General features: G+C 52.7%; 2 protein-coding genes. Both read right to left on the reverse strand.

All coding sequences use genetic code 11. The features are described 5' to 3' along the window. Nucleotides 1–30: 30 nt before the first annotated feature. Complete coding sequence (locus F3J10_RS35800; protein ID WP_124083578.1) at nucleotides 31–297, reverse strand: hypothetical protein; 267 nt, start codon at nucleotides 295–297, stop codon at nucleotides 31–33. 186 nt (nucleotides 298–483) lie between these two features. Beyond that, nucleotides 484–1,008, reverse strand: coding sequence for a hypothetical protein (locus tag F3J10_RS35805; RefSeq protein WP_167244062.1), 525 nt, complete (start codon nucleotides 1,006–1,008; stop codon nucleotides 484–486). Nucleotides 1,009–1,079 lie beyond the last annotated feature (71 nt).

Raw genomic sequence — 1,079 nt, forward strand, 5'->3', positions numbered from 1 at the left:
GAAGCCGGACGCATCTCGCTGTGGCCGCGTTCAGAACACCTCGAATGAGCACCAGTCGGGCACAAACCCCTCGAAGATAAAAAAGTCTTCGATATACGCAAGTCCAAGCTTTTCCAAAGATTTCATACATTCGTCGGCCGCATCGCCTCCAAAAAAAGGACCAAGTGATACCAGATTGTCAGATTCGTCAAAATATCTACCAAGATTGAATTCGGTCATGACCGTTGACAGGTCGACGTTCTTGGCCGAAAGTGCGGCCCGCCGGACAACAATTCCGAAATCCCGGGATACTTTCATCGATGTGGAGCTTGAGTGAATGAGTCGCCACGATTGTCGGCGATCTATGTGTCGAGGTCGAGTGTCTGAAACTGGCCGGCCTGCGATGGTCGCGCCCCATAGGATGGCGGCTGACCGTGTTCGACCCTGAGCCGACCTTCGCTTTTTGCCACAACAGCGGACGTACAGATGCCTGCGTTTAGCGGACTAGATTACCTTTCGTCGCCGTCCGAGCCACTCGATGCTGAATTGGAATAGCAGCCACGCACCAAACCAAGCGGCCCCGATGCTGCGCATTCTCGATTGCATGTGCTGGATGCCGGTGACGTTTTCGTCAATTACTTGCTGCGTCAGTCGATATACCTCGACACCGGAAATCACTAAACGAGCAGGATGATTGCCGCAAAATTCTGCCTGCACGGGTTCTCCCGTATGCCCCTTGACTAGAGTCCGGGAAAAAGGCGCGCACCCTCCCTTGAAGCACTTTGAGACCAAGGTCGTAATTCCATTGCCATCTCGTACAAAATAAGAGTCTTGGACTTGGCTTATGTGACCGATTACCGTCTGGCTTGGCATCACATTTCCAGATGCATCAACATTGCACATATCAGCCAGCTTGGCCGGGGGCATGGGAACGGTCCCGGGAGACCATTGCGCCATCGTCAACAACCCTCCGCAAGCTATTGCAATGCTGAGCGGACGTAATTTTTTGGCTTCGAATTTTGTTGCCATATCGCTCCAGCGCCATATACCGGTTCAAGAATTGTTACCGATCTGGCAGTCTGTGTCGAACGGCCGGTTCT

This window comes from Burkholderia sp. Cy-637, assembly GCF_011753175.1.
GTDB classification, from domain to species: domain Bacteria; phylum Pseudomonadota; class Gammaproteobacteria; order Burkholderiales; family Burkholderiaceae; genus Burkholderia; species Burkholderia gladioli.